The 15679-nt window shown below is 72.4% G+C and carries 19 protein-coding genes; 11 read left to right on the top strand and 8 right to left on the bottom strand.

Annotation, left to right across the window (positions count from 1 at the left end; all coding sequences use genetic code 11):
* The first annotated feature begins 40 nt into the window (after positions 1-40).
* Entirely contained in the window at positions 41-931 is an 891-nt protein-coding gene (locus HDA43_RS06940; RefSeq protein WP_312873064.1) for a DMT family transporter, read from the top strand.
* Positions 932-1001: 70 nt separating this feature from the next.
* Positions 1002-2024: a hypothetical protein gene (locus tag HDA43_RS06935; protein ID WP_179818878.1), complete on the top strand. Its 1023-nt coding sequence runs from the start codon at positions 1002-1004 to the stop codon at positions 2022-2024.
* Positions 2025-2091: 67 nt separating this feature from the next.
* Here HDA43_RS06935 and HDA43_RS06930 read toward each other — a convergent pair whose 3' ends face one another.
* Both HDA43_RS06930 and HDA43_RS06925 read right to left on the bottom strand, forming a co-directional pair.
* Positions 2092-2292 carry a hypothetical protein gene (locus HDA43_RS06930; protein WP_179818877.1) on the bottom strand — a complete coding sequence of 67 codons (201 nt, stop codon included), beginning with the start codon at positions 2290-2292 and terminating at the stop codon, positions 2092-2094.
* 215 nt (positions 2293-2507) lie between these two features.
* Positions 2508-2870, bottom strand: a complete 363-nt coding sequence (locus HDA43_RS06925; RefSeq protein ID WP_179818876.1) for a cupin domain-containing protein — start codon at positions 2868-2870, stop codon at positions 2508-2510.
* A gap of 197 nt (positions 2871-3067) precedes the next feature.
* Here HDA43_RS06925 and HDA43_RS06920 point away from each other — a divergent pair, with 197 nt between their 5' ends.
* Positions 3068-3544 carry a peroxiredoxin gene (locus HDA43_RS06920; protein ID WP_179818875.1) on the top strand — a complete coding sequence of 159 codons (477 nt, stop codon included), beginning with the start codon at positions 3068-3070 and terminating at the stop codon, positions 3542-3544.
* A 189-nt stretch (positions 3545-3733) separates the two neighbouring features.
* Positions 3734-4036: a putative quinol monooxygenase gene (locus HDA43_RS06915; RefSeq protein WP_179818874.1), complete on the top strand. Its 303-nt coding sequence runs from the start codon at positions 3734-3736 to the stop codon at positions 4034-4036.
* A 3-nt stretch (positions 4037-4039) separates the two neighbouring features.
* Here the strand turns inward: HDA43_RS06915 and HDA43_RS36325 are convergent, their stop codons facing one another.
* The gene (locus HDA43_RS36325) at positions 4040-4537 is read right to left on the bottom strand and encodes a GntR family transcriptional regulator (protein ID WP_179818873.1); all 498 of its coding nucleotides are present in this window, start codon (positions 4535-4537) and stop codon (positions 4040-4042) included.
* A 249-nt stretch (positions 4538-4786) separates the two neighbouring features.
* Positions 4787-5278 carry a GntR family transcriptional regulator gene (locus HDA43_RS06905; protein WP_179818872.1) on the bottom strand — a complete coding sequence of 164 codons (492 nt, stop codon included), beginning with the start codon at positions 5276-5278 and terminating at the stop codon, positions 4787-4789.
* Between the two features lie 130 nt (positions 5279-5408).
* Between HDA43_RS06905 and HDA43_RS06900 the strand changes: the two genes are divergently transcribed.
* Positions 5409-5699, top strand: coding sequence for a hypothetical protein (locus HDA43_RS06900; protein ID WP_179818871.1), 291 nt, complete (start codon positions 5409-5411; stop codon positions 5697-5699).
* 404 nt (positions 5700-6103) lie between these two features.
* Here the strand turns inward: HDA43_RS06900 and HDA43_RS06895 are convergent, their stop codons facing one another.
* Both HDA43_RS06895 and HDA43_RS06890 read right to left on the bottom strand, forming a co-directional pair.
* Positions 6104-6769, bottom strand: a complete 666-nt coding sequence (locus HDA43_RS06895) for a JAB domain-containing protein (RefSeq protein ID WP_179818870.1) — start codon at positions 6767-6769, stop codon at positions 6104-6106.
* Positions 6770-6952: 183 nt separating this feature from the next.
* Entirely contained in the window at positions 6953-7690 is a 738-nt protein-coding gene (locus HDA43_RS06890; protein ID WP_179818869.1) for a GntR family transcriptional regulator, read from the bottom strand.
* A gap of 543 nt (positions 7691-8233) precedes the next feature.
* Between HDA43_RS06890 and dapA the strand changes: the two genes are divergently transcribed.
* Positions 8234-9157 carry a 4-hydroxy-tetrahydrodipicolinate synthase gene (dapA, locus tag HDA43_RS06885; RefSeq protein ID WP_179818868.1) on the top strand — a complete coding sequence of 308 codons (924 nt, stop codon included), beginning with the start codon at positions 8234-8236 and terminating at the stop codon, positions 9155-9157.
* Positions 9158-9308: 151 nt separating this feature from the next.
* The gene (locus HDA43_RS06880) at positions 9309-10994 is read left to right on the top strand and encodes a ribonuclease J (RefSeq protein WP_179818867.1); all 1686 of its coding nucleotides are present in this window, start codon (positions 9309-9311) and stop codon (positions 10992-10994) included.
* 112 nt (positions 10995-11106) lie between these two features.
* Here HDA43_RS06880 and HDA43_RS06875 read toward each other — a convergent pair whose 3' ends face one another.
* Together HDA43_RS06875 and HDA43_RS06870 are read right to left on the bottom strand one after the other, a co-directional pair.
* A complete protein-coding gene (locus HDA43_RS06875) occupies positions 11107-11484 on the bottom strand; it encodes a MerR family transcriptional regulator (RefSeq protein ID WP_179818866.1) in 378 nt (125 codons plus the stop codon).
* 100 nt (positions 11485-11584) lie between these two features.
* On the bottom strand, positions 11585-12607 hold the full coding sequence (locus HDA43_RS06870) for an MDR family NADP-dependent oxidoreductase (RefSeq protein ID WP_179818865.1): 1023 nt from the start codon (positions 12605-12607) through the stop codon (positions 11585-11587).
* A 264-nt stretch (positions 12608-12871) separates the two neighbouring features.
* Here HDA43_RS06870 and kduI point away from each other — a divergent pair, with 264 nt between their 5' ends.
* The 4 genes from kduI to HDA43_RS06850 all read left to right on the top strand — a co-directional run bounded on the left by kduI (position 12872) and on the right by HDA43_RS06850 (position 15521).
* Entirely contained in the window at positions 12872-13684 is an 813-nt protein-coding gene (gene kduI / locus HDA43_RS06865) for a 5-dehydro-4-deoxy-D-glucuronate isomerase (RefSeq protein ID WP_179818864.1), read from the top strand.
* Positions 13684-14421, top strand: coding sequence for an SDR family oxidoreductase (locus HDA43_RS06860; RefSeq protein WP_179818863.1), 738 nt, complete (start codon positions 13684-13686; stop codon positions 14419-14421). Before kduI ends, HDA43_RS06860 begins: the two co-directional genes overlap by 1 nt.
* A gap of 16 nt (positions 14422-14437) precedes the next feature.
* Positions 14438-15202, top strand: coding sequence for an IclR family transcriptional regulator (locus HDA43_RS36320; RefSeq protein WP_179818862.1), 765 nt, complete (start codon positions 14438-14440; stop codon positions 15200-15202).
* A 133-nt stretch (positions 15203-15335) separates the two neighbouring features.
* A complete protein-coding gene (locus HDA43_RS06850) occupies positions 15336-15521 on the top strand; it encodes a tautomerase family protein (protein WP_179818861.1) in 186 nt (61 codons plus the stop codon).
* Positions 15522-15679: the final 158 nt, after the last annotated feature.

The raw sequence follows: 15679 nt of genomic DNA, 5'->3' as shown, positions 1-15679 counted from the left end.
GATAGATAAGAGTAGCGCTATTGTCCGGAATCGAGTAGCGGTGCCCCACCCGGAGGCCCTGTCGGGTACGGCGTGGCGCGGCACCGTCCTCGCCGGGCTCGGCGTGCTGACGTTCTCCATGTCGTTCCCGGCCACGGCGTTCGCGATGAGGGGCTTCGACCCCTACCTCGTGGCCGTCGGCCGGGCCTCCGTCGCCGCCGCCGCGGCGCTGGTCTTCCTCCTCGCCACCCGGGCGCCCCTGCTGCCACCCCGCCGCCTGCTCGGCTCCTACCTGCTCATCGTGGCCGGCGTCGTGATCGGCTTCCCCCTCTTCAGCGGGCTGGCGCTCGACGCCGGGGCGAGCGCCTCCCACGCCGCGGTGGTCATCGGGCTGCTGCCCGCCGCCACCGCCGCCTGCGCCGCCGTACGCGGCGGGGAGCGGCCCCGGCCGCTGTTCTGGGCGACGTGCGCCCTGGGCGCCGCGGCGATCACCGCCTTCACCCTCAGCCGGGGCGGCGGTCACGTCACCGGAGCCGACCTGCTGCTCGTCGGTGCGCTCGTGTCGGCCGCCGTCGGCTACACCGAGGGCGGCCGGCTCGCCCGCGAGATCCCCGGCTCACGGGTCATCTCCCACGCCCTCGTCGTCGCCGCGCCCCTGACCGTCCCGGTGACCGTCGCGCTGGCGCTGGCGACGGAATCGCGGCCGGACGCGGTGTCGGTCGCGGGATTCGCCTACGTCGGCCTGTTCTCCATGTTCCTCGGCTTCATCCCCTGGTACGCCGGCCTGGCCGCGGGCGGCATCGCCCGCGCCGGCCAGACCCAGCTCGCCCAGCCGCTGCTGACGCTGGTGTGGGCCTGGCTCCTGATGGGCGAGCGGTTCGGGCCGGTCACGGTCGTGGCGGCCGTCGCGGTGCTCGCGTGTGTCGCCGCCTCCCAGCGGGCACGCTCTTGAAAGATTGTGACATCCGGGCGCAGGATGTGAGCTGTGCCTGTCACAACCGGGCGGCCGAAGGGGTGGCATCATGGCGGACCTGACGGTTCCCGAGGGCGGGTTCTGGCCCGCCCCCGCGGTTCCCCAACCGAACATCTACCCGATGGAATGGCGGGTCGAGACCGAGAAGCTGGCGGCCATCTACGAGAAGTCCAAGCGCATGGTCTGGAACCCGGCGGACCTGCCCTGGGACGACCTCGACCCGGCCGCCTTCACGACCGAGCAGCGGCTCGGGATCATGTACTGGTTCTCCGTGCTGGCCAACTTCGACGCCTCCGGCCCGGCGGTCTTCGCCCGCGCCACCATCCAGGCGTTCGAGAAGCACGAGGAGGACCCGGTCCGCAAGTGCTTCTTCTCGATCACCCGCGACGAGATGAACCACGAGGAGTGCTGCCAGCGCGCCATCGCCAGGCTCTGGCCGGGCGGTCCGCTCGACTGGACCCCGGTCACCGACCTGGAGAAGGCCGCCCACAACAATATCGGCTGGCTCTACCACAACGGCGGCCGCTACTGGACCGGCTACAACAGCGCCGTCGGCAAGTACACCCTGCCGGTGCTGTTCACCAGCTTCATGATGGGGGAGATGGCGGCCTCCACCCTCTTCCGCGGCATGGCGAGCGGCACCAGGCACCCGGTCTTCAGCGAGATGTTCCACCGCATCGGCCGCGACGAGTCCCGCCACCTGCAGATCTGCATGACCATCCTCGACAAGGAGTGGCCCGGCCTCACCGACGACACCCGCACGCTGATCACCCGGCAGCTCCGGGCGGGGTTCGTGTTCCTGTCCATGATCCTGTGGGAGCCGCCGGACGGCTTCTGGGAGCTGCCGCCGTACTTCCTGGCCAACCACCGCGTCCTGATGGGCCACGCGCGCGACGCGGGCCTGGGGGTGCTCTCCTACGATGAGCAGGCCGACAACTGGCGGGTGGCGATGGCCAAGATCCGGGTCATCGTGCAGCGCTGGGGCATCGAGTTCCCCGCGATCCCCGAGCTCGACATCGACGGCGTCCAGGTCGACGTCCTCGACCCGGACGACATCATCCCGGTGTTCTGAGCGGGCGCCCGGCATCGGACGCCCGATGCCGGGCGCCGGCGCGCGGGCCGGCGGATCCGCCGGCGGCTCAGAGGTGGAACCAGTGGATCCGCCGGCAGACCGAGCACACGTAGCAGGTCGCGTCGCGGTTGGCCCAGTCGAGGTTCATGAAGGTCATCCCCGTGGTCTGCAGCTTCCAGGAATGCTGCTCGAACTGTTCGTTGCCACAGGTGTCGCAGGTCAGGTGACGGCCGTCGGGAAAGGTGACGGTCCGGGATTCAGCGCTCATGTCCCGATGCTGGCGCGCGGAGCGGGCACGCGCGCGGACGGGCGGGTCACGGTTCACTCCGCGGGGGCTCGCGGTGATGCCGATATCGAGGGTGGTGGGTGCCTTCGCCCGGGGGGCGGGGCCGGGCTCCCCGCCGGACAGGCCGGGCCAGGAGCGGAGACGGGCACGAAGCCGCAGGTGGGTCCGCCGGGCGTGTCCACGGCCTCGGGAGGGACTCAGGCGACGGCGTAGCCGGGGACGGACGGCCAGCGCACGGTCAGCACCACCGACTCCTCCTCGGCGTACCAGGAGTGGTCCACGCCCTGCCCCCACACCACGTAGTCACCCTGCTCGGACAGGACCACGCTGCGCCCCGGCAGCTCCACCCGGAACCGCCCGCTGATCAGCACCAGCAGCGCGGTGCGCTTCTCACCCCGCACCCACTCCGCGCGCTCGTCGCCGCGGGGGTGCACGCCCCACTTGATCTCCACGTCCTCGCTGTGCCGTACGTCGCCGACCGGCTTGAAGTGCCCGAGCAGCCAGCCGCGGTCACCGGGGGCGTCCACGCCGGCGTTGCCCACGTACACGTTCTCCGTCATGGGCGGCGACGCTAGCACGCCGCCCCACCCGGGGCGGCCACCGCCGCCGGCCCCGTGGAAAGCCCCGTACGGCCGGTCGCCGGGGCCCCTGTCCCGCGGGCCGGCGCCCACCCCACAATGGGGGACCGGAGAACCGGGGCACGGTTCCGCCCCGGGGCGGGAGAGGACGCGCCGGCGGCGCGAGGGAAGGACAAGGCATGAGCGGTGGGCCCGCGGTCGGGGACGTGGTCGAGGACTTCGAACTTCCCGACGAGACCGGTACGGCGCGGCGCCTCAGCGACCTGCTGGCCGAGGGGCCGGTGGTGCTGTTCTTCTATCCGGCCGCCATGACCTCCGGCTGCACGACCGAGAGCTGCCACTTCCGTGACCTGGCCGGCGAATTCGCCGCGCTGGGGGCTCATCCGGTCGGGATCAGCCGTGACGGTGTCGCCCGGCAGAAGAGGTTCGCCGACACCTACGAGCTGGGCTTCCCCCTGCTGTCCGACCCCGGCGGCGCCGTCGCCCGCGCGCTGGGCGCCCGCCGTGCCTTCGCGGCCGGGCCGTTCCTGACCCGCCGGATGACCTTCGTCATCGACACCGACCGCCGCGTGCTGGAGGTCGTGCACAGCGAGACGAACATGCGCGCCCACGCCGACCGGGCCCTCGCGGCCCTGCGGGCGCGCGCCGGCTCGTGACCTCGCGGACGCCCGCCGCGCTCCCCGGCGGGGGAGTGCCACGGGCGGATCCGACGGCCGCGGCCCTCGTGCCGCGGGGGACGGAGGACGGCAGGGCGAAGCGCCGCGGACGGATCCGGTAGTCGTGGCCCCGGTCTGGGAACGCTGAGGGTGACAGGTCCTTCATCGGAGAGACCCGCGGGAGGCGACATGGTCACCCTGGGATTGCTCGCCCTGCTGGAAGTCAAGCCGGGCAAGGAGGCTGAGGCGGAGGGCTTCCTGACCGAGGCGCTCCAACTCGTCGAGAAGGAGCCGGGGACCACCGCCTGGTTCGCGATCCGCCTGGGCTCCACCCTGTACGCGGTCTTCGACGCATTCCCCGACGAGCAGGCCCGCGACGCCCACATGTCGGGTGAGCTGATCAGGGCACTGTCGGAGCAGGCCCCGGACCTCTTCGAGAAGGCCCCGGCGATCAACCCGTTCGGCGTCATCGCCGCCAAGCTGCCGGGCTGATCCTCAGCGGAGTCCCGGCTCTTCGGCGGGCCACTCCTCCTCGGGGGAGACGAAGCTTCCGCGCTGCGGCACGGTGTAGATCCATCCCTGTTCGCGGAGGAGGGCGACGGCCCGGCGGGCGGTCTCCCGTGCCACGCCGTACTCCTGCGTCAGGGCCGTCTCGCTGGGGATGGGGCGACGTGGCCGGATGGCGCCGCCGCGGATGCGCCCGATCACGTCATCCGCGATCCGCCGGTACATCGGCGTCCTGCTCGGCTGCCGGACGCCCTTGCCGGGTGGCCCCACGAAGGTGCCCTCGCCCTGGAGGGCATAGATGATCCCTTCCTCGCGCAGCAGCCGCAACGCTCGCCTGGCGGTCGTCCTGGCGACGCCGAACTCCCGCCTGATCTCGGCCTCGCTGGCGACCCGCTGCCCGGGAGACAACCTTCCGGCGGTGATCCGCTTCCGGATGATCTCGGCGATCTGGAGGTAGACGTGGGTGTCCCCGTCGTGGTCGAGCACATCCGGAAGATATACGGCGGTCCGTGATCCGGCTGGTCATGTCGTGAAAACCGCTCGGCCCCGGCCGGAACTCATGCCGCCCCGGTCGAGACCGCGTGTCTCCGGGCGTTCCCCCGGTCCTCGGCCGCGCGGGCGCGGATCCGATCACGACCCCGGAAGATCAGTCGAACGCCTGTCCGCCCGTCCCGGCGGCCACCGGAGGAACCGCGCCGCGGTCACGGCGCGCCGCACGTGTCACGGCGGCGCGTCTCACGGGTTGTGTGTCGTGTCGGGCCACTTCTCCTTGGCGGACACGTACGTCCCCCGGTGCGACACGGTGAAGACCCATCCCTGCTCGCGGAGGTGGGCCACGGCGTTCCGGACGGTGGCCTTGGCGACGCCGTACTGCGCCATGAGCGCCTTCTCGCTGGGGATCGCGCGGTTCGGCGGGAAATCGCCCCGCCGGATGCGTTCGGCGACCTCTTCGGCTATCCGCTGGTAACGGGGCGTCTTGCGGGGCGCGCGCGGAACGTCGGGCTCACCGACGAAGGTGCCCTCGCCCTGGACCGTGTAGACGAGTCCCTGCTCGCGCAGTTCCCGGGCGACCCGCCGCGCGGTCGTGCGGGCGATGCCGTACTCGCTTTCCAGCTCCGCCTCGCTGGGCATGGCTTCGCCGGGGGTGATGTCCCCGGTGGTGATCCGTTCGCGGATCATCTCCGCGATCTGCTTGTAGACCGGTATGGGGCCGTCTCGATCAAGCACGGTCAAATGCTAGACCAACAAGGACGTATACCCACAAACCAGACGTCTAATTGCCGTGAAGGATACGGGCAGATAGACGTAGAGGTACGAGGTGGCTTATAGTCGGAGGGTGGTCAGGCGGAAACCATGGGTGACACCGAACGGGGAGCGCCATCACAGCGTTCACCCGAGCACTCTCTGGCCGGAGCACGGGCTGGTCGACTGGCGGCCCGAGCGGCCGAGGACCTCGCGGGTGCGGGTGAAGGAGCACACCTGCGACTGCCTGGCCACGTTCTACGAGCTGTGTCAGGCGGGAGGGCTGATGTTCGTACGGCGGACGGAGCGGCGGAACGGCGTGACGGTCGTCCACGAGTCACCGTGGGAGATCGCGAGCCGGACGCAGGAGCTCTGGCGCCGCCTGCTGGCCGGCACCGCGCGGTGACGGCCGATGAACGTGCCCGGCGGCGGGACGCGCAGGGGTCTCCCGCCGCCGGGCATACCAACCACCCGTCTCTTGGGGGGCCATGGCGCTCGAGACGGGAGGCGGTCCCGCATCGGTGGAGGGCCGATGCGGGACCACAAGGATCCCCGGCGGGCGACCCCATGCCGCCCGCCGGGGCCCGGCCGTCCGGCGAGTCGCTTCCCACGCTCCATCGACTCGCCGGGTCGGGTCCTGTTCCGCGGGTTCCCGCCGTGGCGAGGATCGGCCGGACGTCTCCTCACAATGTCGTGAGGAGACGCCTGGCCGGCCACGGCGGGGGAGGGGTCCGCGGACAGGCCCGGGGTGGGGCGCCGTGCCGTCCGGGTGGCACGGCGCCCTCACCTCGAACCACCTCGGAGACGTCGTCAGGGGGCGCCGAGACCGATCCGGCGCCAGGCGGTGTCGGTGACGATCACATGGTCCAGGAAGCGGAGACCGACGGTCTCGGCCGCCTCGTGCAGGCGCGCGGTGAGCTCCAGATCGTCGGGGCTGGGGTCGAGGGAGCCGCCGGGGTGGTTGTGGGCGAGGCCGAAGGAGATGCCGTCCGAGGTCAGGACCGTGCTGACGATCTCGCGGACGGACACCGGGACGTGGTCTCCGCCGCCCTCGCTGACGACCGCCCGGCGGGTCACCGCGCCCCCGGCGTCGCAGACCACGACGACCACGCGCTCGCGGCCGAGGCCGCGCAGCAGCGGCGCGGCGACCGAGGCGAGGTCTCCCGAGCAGGTGATCCGCCGCCGCTCCGGCTCCGACTGCGCCTGGCGCACCAGGTGGAAGGCGGCGATCACCCGGGCGGCCTTGGCGGGGCCGATGCCGGGGACGGACATCAGGCGGTGAGCGTCGGAGCGGGCCAGTCCCCGAAGGTCGCCGCAGTGCGCGATCAGGTGGGAGGCGAGCTCCACCGCGTTGGTGCCCCGGCTCCCCGAGCCGATCAGCAGCGCGAGCAGCTCCCGGTCGGCCAGCGCGGTCGCGCCGTTCGACAGGAGCCGCTCGCGAGGCTGGTCGCTGGGGGGCATGTCCTTGACGCGCACGCGAGGCACCTCCGGCTCGGGAAACCAGGTCGGTTGTACCAGGGGCCGCCGACATTCCGGCCTGCCCGGGTCCGCGGGGCCCGGGAGCCCGGGGGATCTCGCGGGCCCCCGCGGCGGGAGTCCTGCCTCGCCGTACGGCGTTCCACGGCGGCCCGCGTGACCCGCACGGCTCGCGGAACGGGTCTACTGCTGGACCGCGTGAGTGTAGATCAGGCGGAAGCGGTCGCCCGGGATGACGATGTCGCTGGTCTCGACCGGGCGGTCGCCGGCCCAGTGGGTGCGCTCCACGTGCAGGACGTGGACGCCCGCGGGCAGGGCGAGCGCGTCGCTCTCGGCGGGCTGGGGGACGCGCGTGCGGACCTGCTCCACGATCTCGGTGACCTTGATGCCGAGGGCGGCGAGGCGGGCGGCCGGCCCGCGGAGATGCTCATCAGGGCCGACGCCGGGGCCGGACTCGCCGAGCCCGGCGGGCTCGTAGGAGGTGGCGAGCTGGATCGGCCTGCCGTCGCCGCGGAAGACGTAGTGGGTGCGAGCCACCGTGGCGCAGCCGCCCAGGCGCAGGCGCAGGGCGATGTCAGGGGTGGCCGTGGCCGTCTCGGACCGGCGGTCGCAGGTGACGCGCACGTCCTCGGGGCCGGGGTCGGCGCCGAAGGGGACGTGATGGTCGTGGAGGCGCCAGCGGTGCAGGGGCAGCAGCACCGGCTGGGCCCGCACGTAGTGGCCGGAGCCGACGCGGCCGACGATCAGGCCCTCGGCGGCCAGCACGCGCAGCGCGTGCCGGGCCGCGGTCTCGCCCACGCCGTACTTGCGGGTGAGCTGGGCGCGGGAGGGGACGGGTGCGCCGGGGAGCAGGGAGCCGTCGACGATCTGGCGGCGGATGTCGGCGACGACGCGCAGGTAGACAGGATCGGAGGTTGCCACGATGTCCATCCCAGGGGTCGGCGGGCGTCGCCTCATCCTGTCGTATCCGTGACGATACGGAGGGTGATCACGCCTGTTTGGAGCCCCAACTTTGCCTTCCGTCGAAAGCGCCAGAAAATATCTCAGAGACCGTGTAACGCCCAGGTAAGCGGCCCCGATTCAACGGAAGAGACCGCCGATGTGTGTACCCCCGAGCACATATCGGCGGTCTCCCATGCGTCCGGTGAGCAGGACGTCCGGTCGATGATCCGTCATTGCGGATTTTGAAGCTTTTTTGCCATAAAAGCAGGAAAACCGGGCGGCTCCGGTCTCGCCTGACCCTCACCTGGGGAAGGCTTCGAGTACTGTGGGGTGTGGCTCGGGAGTCGACGGGGAAGACGTCCCGGGAGCGGGAACGGCCCGCTCCGGCGGCCGCCGCGTCCGTGCCCGTCGCCTGCGGCGGGGCGCGCGAGGCGATCCGTCCTCACCGGCCCGTCCTCGTGCGAAGCACGAACGGGGTGGCGGGGTCAACCGTTTTGAGGGAGTCCGGGTACCGTTCGGTCTATGACAGCGCCGACGAGAACCTCCGACGCGCCCTTCGGGCGCATGCTGACCGCGATGGTCACGCCGTTCGCCGAGGACGGCTCGGTCGACTATGAGGGGGCTCGGCGCCTGGCGGCCTATCTGGTGGACGAGCAGCGCAACGACGGTCTCGTCGTGAGCGGCACGACGGGCGAGTCGCCCACGACCTCCGACGAGGAGAAGGAGCGTCTCCTGCGCGCCGTCGTCGAGACGGTCGGTGACCGCGCCGTGGTCGTCGCCGGGGCGGGCAGCAACGACACCCGCCACAGCGTCGAGCTGGCCAGGGCCGCGGAGCGAGCCGGGGCGCACGGCCTGCTGGTGGTCACCCCGTACTACAGCAAGCCGCCCCAGGAGGGGCTCCACCGCCACTTCACCGCCGTCGCCGACGCCACCGGCCTGCCCGTCATGCTGTACGACATCCCGGGGCGCACCGGCGTGCCGATCGCGACCGAGACCCTCCTGCGGCTGGCCGCCCACGAGCGGATCGTCGCGGTCAAGGACGCCAAGGCCGACCTGTTCGCCGCCTCGCAGGTGATGGCCGCGACGGGCCTGGCGTTCTACTCGGGTGACGACGCGCTCAACCTGCCGTGGCTGTCGGTCGGCGCCGCGGGCTGCGTCAGCGTGATCGGGCACGTGGCGGGCGCGGACATCGCCGACCTGATGGAGCGGTACCGCGCGGGCGACGTCTCGGGCGCGCTCGCCGTACACCGCAGGCTGCTCCCGGTGGTCTCCGGGATCATGACGCAGGCCGGCGGGGCGATCATGGCGAAGGCGGCGCTGGCCCTGCTGGGCCGCCCGGCCGGATCCGTGCGGCCGCCCCTGGCGGAGGCCACGGAGCAGCAGGTCGCACGGTTGCGAGAAGACTTGGTCGCGGGCGGCGTGAAGCTGCCCGACGGGGTTGCATGACAAAGGAAACGTGGCGGCCGGAAGTGGCCGCAGTGGGGAGGAACGGAAGCTTGAGCCACAGAGAACATGGAGAACGTGGGGGGTACCCCGTCCGGCCGAGGCCCGCGGCGCCCGGTGAGGGATTCGCGGCGCACCGGGAAGGGGTGACCGGATGAGCCACCCCCACCCGGATCTCGGGACGCCGCCGCCGCTGGCCGAGGGCGGGCTGCGCATCGTCGCGCTGGGCGGCCTCGGAGAGATCGGCCGCAACATGGCGGTCTTCGAGCACGACGGGCGCCTGCTGATCGTCGACTGCGGGGTGCTGTTCCCCGAGCCCGAGCAGCCCGGCATCGACCTGATCCTTCCCGACTTCGAGTACATCCGCGACCGGATGGACGACGTCGAGGCGCTGGTGCTGACCCACGGCCACGAGGACCACATCGGCGCCGTGCCGTACCTGCTGCGCGAGCGGCGTGACATCCCGATCGTGGGATCGAAGCTGACGCTGGCGCTGGTGGAGGCCAAGCTCACCGAGCACCGCATCCAGCCGGTCAAGGTCGAGGTCGTCGAGGGAGAGCGGCACCGGTTCGGGCCGTTCGAGACCGAGTTCTTCGCGGTCAACCACTCGATCCCGGACGCGCTCGCCGTCGCGATCAGGACGTCGGCCGGGCTGGTGCTGCACACCGGTGACTTCCGGATGGACCAGCTGCCGATGGACGGCCGCCTGACCGACCTGGGGGGCTTCGCCAGGCTCGGGGCCGAGGGCGTGGACCTGCTGATGTCCGACTCGACCAACGCCGAGGTGCCGGGGTTCGTCACCAGCGAGCGGGAGATCGCGCCGGTCATCGACGAGGTGATCCGCACCGCGCAGAAGCGCGTGATCGTGGCGAGCTTCGCCTCCCACGTGCACCGGGTCCAGCAGGTGATGGACGCCGCGGCCAACCACGGCCGCAAGGTCGCGCTGGTCGGCCGCTCGATGATCCGCAACATGGGCATCGCCCGCGACCTGGGCTACCTGAAGGTGCCGCCGGAGCTGATCATCGACTCCAGGGACGTCGAGGCACTCCCGCCGGAGGACCTGGTGCTGATCTGCACCGGCTCCCAGGGCGAGCCGATGGCCGCGCTGTCGCGCATGGCCAACCGCGACCACCCGATCCGGATCGCCGAGGGCGACACCGTGCTGATGGCGTCCTCGCTGGTGCCGGGCAACGAGACCGCCGTCAACCGGGTGATCAACGGCCTGACCCGGTGGGGCGCCCGCGTGGTGCACAAGGGCAACGCGAAGGTGCACGTCTCCGGGCACGCCGCCGCGGGCGAGCTGCTGTACCTGCTCAACGTGACCCGGCCGTCCAACTTCATGCCGGTGCACGGCGAGTGGCGGCACATGCGGGCGCACGCCGAGCTGGCCGCGCTGACCGGGGTGCCGCGCGACCACATCGTGATCGCCGAGGACGGCGTCGTGGTGGACCTCGTCGACGGCCGCGCCCGGATCGCCGGCGCGGTCTCCGCCGGGTACGTCTACGTGGACGGCACCTCCGTGGGCGACGTCACCGACTTCGCGCTGAAGGACCGGCGGATCCTGGGCGAGGAGGGCTTCATCTCCATCGTCATCGTGGTCGACTCCGCCACCGGCAAGCTGGCCGGCGGCCCGGAGATCCACGCCCGGGGCTCCGGCATCGACCCGGACATGCTCAGCGAGATCCTGCCGCAGATCGAGAGGGCGCTGGAGAACAACGCGGCCGACGGGGTCGCCGACGCCCAGCAGATCCGCCGGGTGGTCCGCAGGACCGTCGGCCGGTGGGTGAGCGACACCTTCCGCCGCCGTCCGATGATCGTCCCCGTGGTCATCGAGGTCTGACGGGTCCGGCTTCCGAAAGAGGGCTTCCGCCGTGTGGCGGGAGCCCTCTTTCCGGGGCCGTGCGGCTACGGAGCCGGGGTGTCGGTGGATACGGCGCCGGACCGTCGTACGGCTACGGAGCCGGGACGTCCCGCACGCCGGTCCGGGCGGCGAGCCGCTCGCGCAGCCGGGTCAGGCGGGCGATCTCCTCGTCGAACGCGGCGAGCCGGCGCCCGACGACCCCCCGGCCCTCGGCGCATCCGGGGGCGTCGTACGGCGAAGCGTCGCCCTCCAGGAGGTGCAGGCGATCGGCGCGGCTCCGCACGTCCTCGACGGTCAGCCCGAGGGACAGCAGCTCGCGGACGATCCGTATCCGGGCCACCTCGCGGGGGCCGTACTCCCGCTGCCCGGCCGCCGTGCGCGGCGGCGGGGGCAGCAGCCCGCGCTGCTCGTAGAACCGCAGCGCGCGCGGGGTGGTCCCCGCCGCGGCCGCCGCGTCGCCGATCCTCATCAGCCCTCCGGTCCCGGGTTCTCCGTTCCGCGGCCCCGCCCCGGCGGGTCCGGGTTCCGTTCCGCTGATCCCGGCACGGCGAAGACCCACGGAACGGAATCTAGAGTTCCACGATAACGGTGCCGATGTGCCGGCCGTGGAACACCTCGTGCAGCGCCCGCGGGGCGTTCTCGATGCCGCGCACCCGCACGTGCGGGAAGACGACATCGCCGGAGCGTAGCCAGCCGCCGAAGCGCTCGTTCCACCGCGAGAGTCCCTCGGGGCCGTCGGCGCCGCCGAAGCCGCGGATCGTGACCTGCCTGAGGATGAGCCGGTAGGAGTCCAGCTCGACCGGCGCCTCGGCGCCGGAACCGTGCGGTGACAGCTGGCCGGACAGTGCGCCGACCAGAACGAACCGTGCCCCGGGCCGGGCCTCCGCCACCGCGGCCCGGAGCTGCTCGCCGCCGACGTTGTCCAGCAGGACGTCGACGCCGCCGGGCGCGACCCGCGCAAGCTGCTCGCCGATCGGGCCCGCGCCGCGGACCACGGCCGCGTCGTAGCCCAGCTCGGAGACCAGCCGTCCGGCCTTCTCCGGCGAGCCGGTGCTGCCGATCACCCGGCCCGCGCCGAGCAGCCGGGCGATCTGCCCGGCCATCGAGCCGACCGCGCCGCCGCCGCCCGAGACGAAGACCGTGTCGCCGGGCCGGACCTCAGCGTCCCTGGTCAGCGCGGTGTAGGCCAATCGGCCCGGCGCCAGGTGGGCGGCCGGGTCGGGAAGGGAGCCGTCCAGCGGGGTGCACCCGGTCACGTCCACGGCGGCGTACTCGCGCCACCCGAGCCAGTGTGAGACCAGGTCGCCGGGGTGCAGGCCGCTGTCCTCGGGGGCCGAGACGACCTCGCCGACGGCCGCCCCGAACAGGGTGTCGCCGGGGCGCAGCGGCGGGAACGGCGCGTCGTTCACACCTCCGCCGATGAGGGTGCGAAGCGCGGCGAAGACGTGGAAGAAACGGTTCCTGACCAGTGCCTGGCCGTCTCCGGGAGCCGGCAGCGGGGTCTCGGCGACCTCGAAGTGCTCGGGCCCCGGCAGGCCGTCGGGCAGGGCGGCGAGCCGGACCTCGCGGGAGATTCGCGGTGGAGTGGGCATGTGATGTCCCTCGGTCGGATGGGAAGGTGCGGGAAGCCGGGGGGTGTGCGGCGCCGTGACGTTAACCCCTGACCCGCGCGTCAGGGGCAAGCCGGCGGGCCGGCCGGGCACCGCGTTCCAGGGACAGCCGGGCACCGCGCTTTCCGGGGTCGCCGGGGGCCTGGCCGAGACGGTGTGCCGTACGCTCGACATGTTCTATGTAGCAAGCTTTAATTCCATGTAATAGAACAGATTGCCGAACGCGGAACGGAACATGGAGGTTCGATGGAGGTACGGCACGCCACGGCACCCGACCAGATCCCCGGCGCGACCACCGAGTGGCTGCGCCGCCGCTTCCTGGCGGAGCAGCTCTTCGTGCCCGGGGAGGTCCGCCTGGTCCACTCGCACCACGACCGCATCGTCGTCGGCGGCGCGATGCCCGGCGACGGGCCGCTGGAACTGCCCTGCCCCGACGGGCTGCGGGCCGGGTACTTCCTGGAGCGCCGCGAGCTGGGCGTGGTCAACGTGGGCGAGGCGGGCACGGTGACGGTGGACGGCACGCCGTACGAGCTGGCCGGGAAGGAGTGCCTGTACGCCGGGATGGGAGCGCGGGAGGTGACGTTCGAGGGCGGCCCGTTCTACCTCGTCTCCACCCCCGCGCACGCCTCCCTCCCCACGGTGAAGGCCACCCTGGAGGACGCCGAGCCCGTACGGCTGGGCTCCCCCGAGGGCTCCGACGAGCGCACGATCCACAAGTACGTCCACGCCAAGGGCATCCGGAGCTGCCAGCTCGTGCTCGGCGTGACCGTGCTCACGCCCGGCAGCATGTGGAACACCATGCCCTGCCACACCCACGAGCGCAGGACCGAGGTCTACTTCTACTTCGACCTGCCCGCCGACCAGCGGGTGATCCACCTGATGGGGCGCCCCGACGAGACCCGCAACCTCGTGGTCGCCGACCGCCAGGCGGTGATCTCGCCGCCCTGGTCGGTGCACTGCGGCTTCGGCACGCACAACTACTCCTTCGTCTGGGCGATGGGCGGGGAGAACCAGGCGTACGACGACATGGAGCAGGTCGCGATCGGCGAGATGCGCTGATGTTCTCGCTGGAGGGCAGGACCGCGCTCGTCACCGGCGCCCGGACCGGGATCGGCCGGGCGGTCGCGGTGGGCCTGGCGGCCGCCGGGGCCGACCTGGTGCTGCACGGACGCGACGACGACCTGGACGAGGTCGAGGCCGAGGTCCGCGGCACCGGCCGGCGGGCGACGCGCTGGATCCTCGACCTGTCCGACCCGGGGCGGATCCCGGAGGCCGCCGAGCGGCTGGGCCCGGTCGACGTGCTGGTCAACAACGCCGGGATCATCCGCCGGGCCCCGGCGGCCGGGCACTCCTACGCCGACTTCCGCGACGTGCTCGACGTCAACCTCGACGCGGTCTTCCTGCTCAGCCGGGCGGTCGGCGCGGGGATGCTCACCCGGCGCTCGGGGAAGATCATCATGATCGCCTCGATGCTGTCGTTCCAGGGCGGGATCAACGTCCCCGGCTACACGGCCTCCAAGCACGCCGTCGCCGGGCTGACCCGGGTGCTGGCCTGCGAGTGGGCCGCCTCCGGCGTGCAGGTCAACGCGATCGCCCCCGGCTACATCGCGACGGAGAACACCCGGCGGCTGCGCGAGGACCCGGTACGGGAGGCCGAGATCGCCGGGCGCATCCCGGCGGGCCGCTGGGGCACGCCGGAGGATCTCGTGGGCGCGGCGGTCTTCCTCGCCTCCTCCGCGTCCGACTACGTCAACGGCCATCTGCTGGCGGTGGACGGAGGCTGGTTGGCGCGCTGACCAGTAGGCTCGCAGCGTGGTCAGGGAAGGCAGCTCTATTGACAAGGCGCTGGCGGTGCTGGAGGCGATCGCCGAGCACCACCGCGTGACCGACATCGCCGCGGCGACGGGCGTGTCGAAGTCGACGGTCCACCGTATCCTCCAGTCGCTCGTCGAGTGGGGCTTCGCGCGGTCCGACGGTTCCGGGGGCTACGAGCCCGGCCCCCGGATCCTCACCCTGGCGGGCCGGGTCATGAACCGCTTCGATCCGGCACGGCAGGCGTCCGGGGCGCTGCGGGCGCTGCACGAGCGCACCGGCTACACCACGCACTTCGCCGTCCGCAGCGGGGACGAGGCGGTCTACGTCGACAAGCTGGAGGGCCGCCGGCCGTACCAGATGCCCTCGCGGATCGGCATGAGCCTGCCCCTGCACTGCACCGCCATCGGCAAGGCCGTGCTGTCGCAGCTCCCGGAGGAGGAGGTGCGGGAGATCTGCGCCCGCGCGGGGCTGCCGGGGCGGACGCCCAACACCCTGGTGACCGAGGAGGACCTGCTGGCCCACCTCGCCGTGGTCCGGGCCCGCGGGTACGCCCTGGACGACGAGGAGAACCTCCCGGGCGTGCTGTGCGTCGGCGCCCCGGTCCTCGACCACACGGGCCGGGTGCTCGGCGGCATCTCCATCTCCGCCCTCGCGATGGACCTCGGCCGCGAGGAGATCCAGCGGCTCGCCCCCGAGGTGGTGAGCGCCGCCCGGGAGGTCTCGCAGGCCCTCGGCGCCCCCGACCCGCTCCGGGCCCGCTGACCCCCTTCCCGCTCCGTACGGCGACGCCGGCCGCTCCACCCGGTCCGGCGGGACAGGTGCGCACGTTTCCATATTGTTTCATGTAATGGGATGTGCTCGCATGTAATGCAACAAAATGGAGCGGAGGTTCAGCATGCCGAACATCACCGTCGAACTGCTCTCGGGCCGCACCCTCGACCAGCGCAGGGAGTTCGTCAGCGCGGTGACCCAGGCCGCCGTGGACGTCCTCAAGGTCCGTCCGGAGGCGGTGCGCATCGTCTTCACGGAGATCGAGAAGTCCGACGTCGCCAACGGCGGCGTCCTGGAGTCCGACAGGTAGGCGCGGGCGGGAGGGAACGCCCCGCCGCCGTCCGGCAGGACGCCGGGCGGCGACGGGCCCTCCCGCCCGCGTGGCGAGGCGGCGGGGCCGCCCCGGTGGCGCGATCGGGCCTCCGGGGCGGCCCGCGCGGCCTCCGGCACGGGTACGGCCCGCGCGGC

Source organism: Streptosporangium sandarakinum, assembly GCF_013409935.1.
GTDB lineage: Bacteria > Actinomycetota > Actinomycetes > Streptosporangiales > Streptosporangiaceae > Streptosporangium > Streptosporangium nondiastaticum.
Note: the sequence above shows the minus strand (reverse complement) of the source record. Positions and strands in the feature narration are given on the sequence as shown.

What these genes read in the sequence shown, in the direction of transcription:
- HDA43_RS06880 (WP_179818867.1), top strand. Translation starts at nt 9,309, where the DNA reads ATGAGCCACCCCCACCCGGATCTCGGGACGCCGCCGCCGCTGGCCGAG.
- HDA43_RS06870 (WP_179818865.1), bottom strand. Translation starts at nt 12,607, where the DNA reads ATGCCCACTCCACCGCGAATCTCCCGCGAGGTCCGGCTCGCCGCCCTG.
- HDA43_RS06925 (WP_179818876.1), bottom strand. Translation starts at nt 2,870, where the DNA reads ATGACGGAGAACGTGTACGTGGGCAACGCCGGCGTGGACGCCCCCGGT.
- HDA43_RS06875 (WP_179818866.1), bottom strand. Translation starts at nt 11,484, where the DNA reads ATGAGGATCGGCGACGCGGCGGCCGCGGCGGGGACCACCCCGCGCGCG.
- HDA43_RS06920 (WP_179818875.1), top strand. Translation starts at nt 3,068, where the DNA reads ATGAGCGGTGGGCCCGCGGTCGGGGACGTGGTCGAGGACTTCGAACTT.
- HDA43_RS06850 (WP_179818861.1), top strand. Translation starts at nt 15,336, where the DNA reads ATGCCGAACATCACCGTCGAACTGCTCTCGGGCCGCACCCTCGACCAG.
- HDA43_RS06930 (WP_179818877.1), bottom strand. Translation starts at nt 2,292, where the DNA reads ATGAGCGCTGAATCCCGGACCGTCACCTTTCCCGACGGCCGTCACCTG.
- kduI (WP_179818864.1), top strand. Translation starts at nt 12,872, where the DNA reads ATGGAGGTACGGCACGCCACGGCACCCGACCAGATCCCCGGCGCGACC.
- dapA (WP_179818868.1), top strand. Translation starts at nt 8,234, where the DNA reads ATGACAGCGCCGACGAGAACCTCCGACGCGCCCTTCGGGCGCATGCTG.
- HDA43_RS06860 (WP_179818863.1), top strand. Translation starts at nt 13,684, where the DNA reads ATGTTCTCGCTGGAGGGCAGGACCGCGCTCGTCACCGGCGCCCGGACC.
- HDA43_RS06935 (WP_179818878.1), top strand. Translation starts at nt 1,002, where the DNA reads ATGGCGGACCTGACGGTTCCCGAGGGCGGGTTCTGGCCCGCCCCCGCG.
- HDA43_RS06915 (WP_179818874.1), top strand. Translation starts at nt 3,734, where the DNA reads ATGGTCACCCTGGGATTGCTCGCCCTGCTGGAAGTCAAGCCGGGCAAG.